The organism is Methylobacterium sp. WL18 (genome assembly GCF_008040015.1).
GTDB lineage: Bacteria > Pseudomonadota > Alphaproteobacteria > Rhizobiales > Beijerinckiaceae > Methylobacterium > Methylobacterium mesophilicum.
In genome coordinates this window covers 1-3227 of record NZ_VRVD01000537.1, presented here as the reverse complement: position 1 = coordinate 3227, position 3227 = coordinate 1, and the positions used below count along the sequence as shown (strand labels likewise).

Annotated in this window: 3 protein-coding genes and 2 pseudogenes; 3 read left to right on the top strand and 2 right to left on the bottom strand. The window is 69.9% G+C overall.

Annotated features, from left to right (window positions below):
• From FV228_RS24570 to moeB, 3 genes and pseudogenes are all read left to right on the top strand, one after another.
• A pseudogene (locus tag FV228_RS24570) lies at positions 1-199 on the top strand (glycosyl transferase); the annotation flags it as partial.
• 228 nt (positions 200-427) lie between these two features.
• The gene (gene infC, locus FV228_RS24565; protein ID WP_007561393.1) at positions 428-949 is read left to right on the top strand and encodes a translation initiation factor IF-3; all 522 of its coding nucleotides are present in this window, start codon (positions 428-430) and stop codon (positions 947-949) included.
• Between the two features lie 98 nt (positions 950-1047).
• The gene (gene moeB, locus FV228_RS24560) at positions 1048-1833 is read left to right on the top strand and encodes a molybdopterin-synthase adenylyltransferase MoeB (protein WP_147856950.1); all 786 of its coding nucleotides are present in this window, start codon (positions 1048-1050) and stop codon (positions 1831-1833) included.
• Here the strand turns inward: moeB and FV228_RS24555 are convergent.
• Positions 1822-2703, bottom strand: coding sequence for a DUF1186 domain-containing protein (locus tag FV228_RS24555; protein ID WP_147856949.1), 882 nt, complete (start codon positions 2701-2703; stop codon positions 1822-1824). The two genes, moeB and FV228_RS24555, sit on opposite strands and share 12 nt — an antisense overlap.
• Before the next feature lie 10 nt (positions 2704-2713).
• A pseudogene (locus tag FV228_RS24550) lies at positions 2714-3227 on the bottom strand (phenylalanine--tRNA ligase subunit beta); the annotation flags it as partial.

Below are 3227 nucleotides of genomic sequence, written 5' to 3'. Positions count from 1 at the left end.
GCGGACGGGCTGGCGCGTGCCGCCAGGCGATGCCGGCGCGCTCGCCGCAGCCCTCACCGAAGCATTGTCTCTCGGTGCCAGCGCCCGCGATGCCCTGGTCCGGCGCGGACGGGCCCATGTGGAGGCGAATTTCTCCCTTGAGCGCATGGCCAGCGACACCTTGGCGGTCTACGCCCAGTTGCTCGGGCGGCACACCTGACAAGCCGTGGCCTCCGGGCACGGTGGGCCGGCCAGACGACCCCGGGGTGCCGATTATTTCGCCGACCGCGTCGGCGACCCGTTGACTCTCGTGGAGCTTCCTCCAACGTAGTAGGTCCGGGAGAGACCGGAACGGCTGGCGGTCAGGGGATCCGAGGAACGGGTCGCCAGGTCCGCCGTTTCGTCGTTGCAGCAGGAGACCGAAGCCATTCGTAGACCGATGAGAGCCATGCCGGCCCCGCAGAAGGACGGGCCGCGCGCCAACCGCGACATTCGCGGGGTGCGGGAAGTGCAGCTGATCGACGATACCGGGCAGAACCGCGGCGTCGTCCCCTTCTTCGACGCGCTGACTCTCGCTGAGGAAGCCGGCCTCGATCTCGTGGAGATCGCGCCGAACTCGGTGCCGCCCGTCTGCAAGCTGCTCGATTACGGGCGCTTCCGCTTCAACGAGCAGAAGAAGCAAAACGAGGCGCGCAAGCGGCAGAAGACCGTCGAGGTCAAGGAGATCAAGCTCCGCCCCGGCATCGACAAGCACGATTACGACACCAAGATGAAGTCGGTTCACCGCTTCTTCGAGGAGGGCGACAAGGTCAAGGTGACCCTGCGCTTCCGTGGTCGTGAGATGGCTCACCAGGATATCGGCCTGCGCCTCCTGGAGCGCGTGAAGAACGAGACGGCCGAGATCGCCAAGGTGGAGAGCGAGCCGATGCTCGAAGGCCGCCAGATGATCATGATCCTCGCGCCGCGCTGATCCGCTCGGCCACAGCGATTTACGCCGCCTCCTGACCCGGGGCGGCGTTCGCATTTGTAGCGCTTCCGCAAAGCCGCGGAGGCGACTATCTCGGGGCCATGGCCCTGGCTCCCGAAGAGATCGAACGCTACGCCCGTCACCTGGTCCTGGCCGAGGTCGGCGGCCCCGGGCAGGCACGCCTCAAGGCGGCCCGGGTGCTGGTGATCGGGGCAGGGGGGCTCGGCGCGCCGCTGATCCAGTATCTCGCGGCCGCCGGCATCGGCACGATCGGCATCGTCGACGACGACACCGTCTCGCTGTCGAACCTGCAGCGCCAGGTGATTCACGGCACGCCGGATCTCGGCCGGCCGAAGGTCGAGAGCGCGGCCGACGCGGTCGAACGCCTCAACCCGCACGTGGCGGTGATCCAGCACCCGTTCCGCATCGCGCCGGACAATGCCGTCGACCTGATCGCGGGCTACGACCTCGTCGCCGACGGCTCCGACAACTTCGCCACCCGCTACGCCGTCTCGGATGCCTGCTTCCACGCCGGGCGACCGCTGGTGACCGCTGCGCTCGGCCGGTTCGACGGCACGCTCACCACGATCCGCGCGCACGAGACCGGCCCGGACGGCAAGCCGAATCCGACCTATCGCTGCCTGTTCCCCAACCCGCCGCCGCCCGGCAGCGTGCCGGCCTGCGCGGAGGCCGGCGTGCTCGGGGCGCTGGCCGGCGTGATGGGCTCGCTGATGGCCATGGAGGTGATCCGTGCCGTGGCCCAATTCGGCGAGCTGCTGGTCGGGCGCCTGCTCATGGTGGACGCTCGCTCGATGCGATTCGAGACGCTGCGCTACGGCTGGGACCCGGACAATCCGCTCAGCGGCACCGCGGCCTCAGCCCAGTAGAGCGCCCGGCGGCATCCACGGGCCGTCAGTCTCCGTCTTGCCGAGGCAGCACTTCTTGAACTTCTTGCCCGAGCCGCAGGGACACGGATCGTTGCGCCCGACATCCTTCAACGGATTGCGCTGCGGCTCGCCGGCGCCCTCCGCGGTCCAGTCGAGCGCTTCGACCGGATCGTCGAGATAGCCGTACTGGTAGGGCCCGAGACGATCCCGGTCCTCCGGCTTGGTCTCGGCCTTGCGCAGCGCCTCCTTGAACCAGGCGGCGTCGCTGATCTCGTCGGTGATCCGCCCGTCCGCCCGGGCCGCCGCGGCACGCGGGGCGAGATCGCGAAAGCCCAGATGTGCGATCGCCTCCTCCCAGCCGACCCAGGCCGGTCCCTCCTCGACGGCCGCCTGCGCGTCGTCGAACCGGACCAGCAGCGCGTGCATCGCGTCGCGGTCGATCCGGCCCTCGAGGGTCAGGAAGGTGCAGGCCGACAGCAGCGCCATGCGGGTGAGGTCATCGACCGTGCTGTCGAGGATCAGCCGGAACAGGGGCTGGTGATCCCCGTCGAACAGGCTCGCCACGACCTTGGACAGCGTCGCCGTCACGGCGTCGCCCAGGATCGCGTCGAGCGTGTCCTCGTCCTGCCGGAGGAGCTTGAGGAGCGGCGCGAGGGCGCGCGTGTCCCGGGCATGCGCCAGGACGTGCAGGCCCCAGAACAGGAGGTTCTCCTGCTCCGGGGTGAGCTCGTCACCGTTGGCCGCGGCCTCCAGCAGCGGCAGCGTCGCCTCGGCGATCTCGGCCGGATGTTCGAGCGCCTCCCGCAGCGCCTTGGTCGGCCGGTGCTCGGACGCTGCCAAGTCCTCGATGAGCGCTGCGATCCGGTTCATGCCGCTCTCCTCAGGACCGAAGGGTCGCGCCGGTCCGGCGCGAGACTTCGGTGACGATCTTGGCGCTCACCGCCTCGATCTCGGCATCGGTCAGGGTTCGCTCCACCGGCTGCAGGCGGACCGCGATGGCCACCGACTTGGACCCGTCGGGCACGCCGGCCCCCTCGTAGAGGTCGAACACCTCGACGCCGGTGACCAGCTTGCGCTCCGCCCCCTGGGCCGCCTTGACGATGTCGCCGGCCGGGACGTCGCGGCCGACCACGAAGGCGAAGTCGCGGGACAGCGGCTGGAACTCGGACAGGGCCAGAGCGGGCTTGGCCTTGGTCGGCTTGTGCTTGGGCAGCGGCAGGGCGTCGAGCACGATCTCGAACGCCACCAGGCTGCCCTTGAGGTCCAGCGCCTGCAGGGTCCGCGGATGGACCTCGCCGAACCAGCCGATCTCCGATTTCGGCCCGAAGCGCAGCGTGCCCGAGCGGCCCGGATGGAGCCAGGCCGGGCCGCCCGCAGCCACCTGCAGGCCCCCC

Coding starts and splice junctions, on each gene's coding strand:
- infC (WP_007561393.1), top strand. CDS start 428: ATGCCGGCCCCGCAGAAGGACGGGCCGCGCGCCAACCGCGACATTCGC.
- moeB (WP_147856950.1), top strand. CDS start 1,048: ATGGCCCTGGCTCCCGAAGAGATCGAACGCTACGCCCGTCACCTGGTC.
- FV228_RS24555 (WP_147856949.1), bottom strand. CDS start 2,703: ATGAACCGGATCGCAGCGCTCATCGAGGACTTGGCAGCGTCCGAGCAC.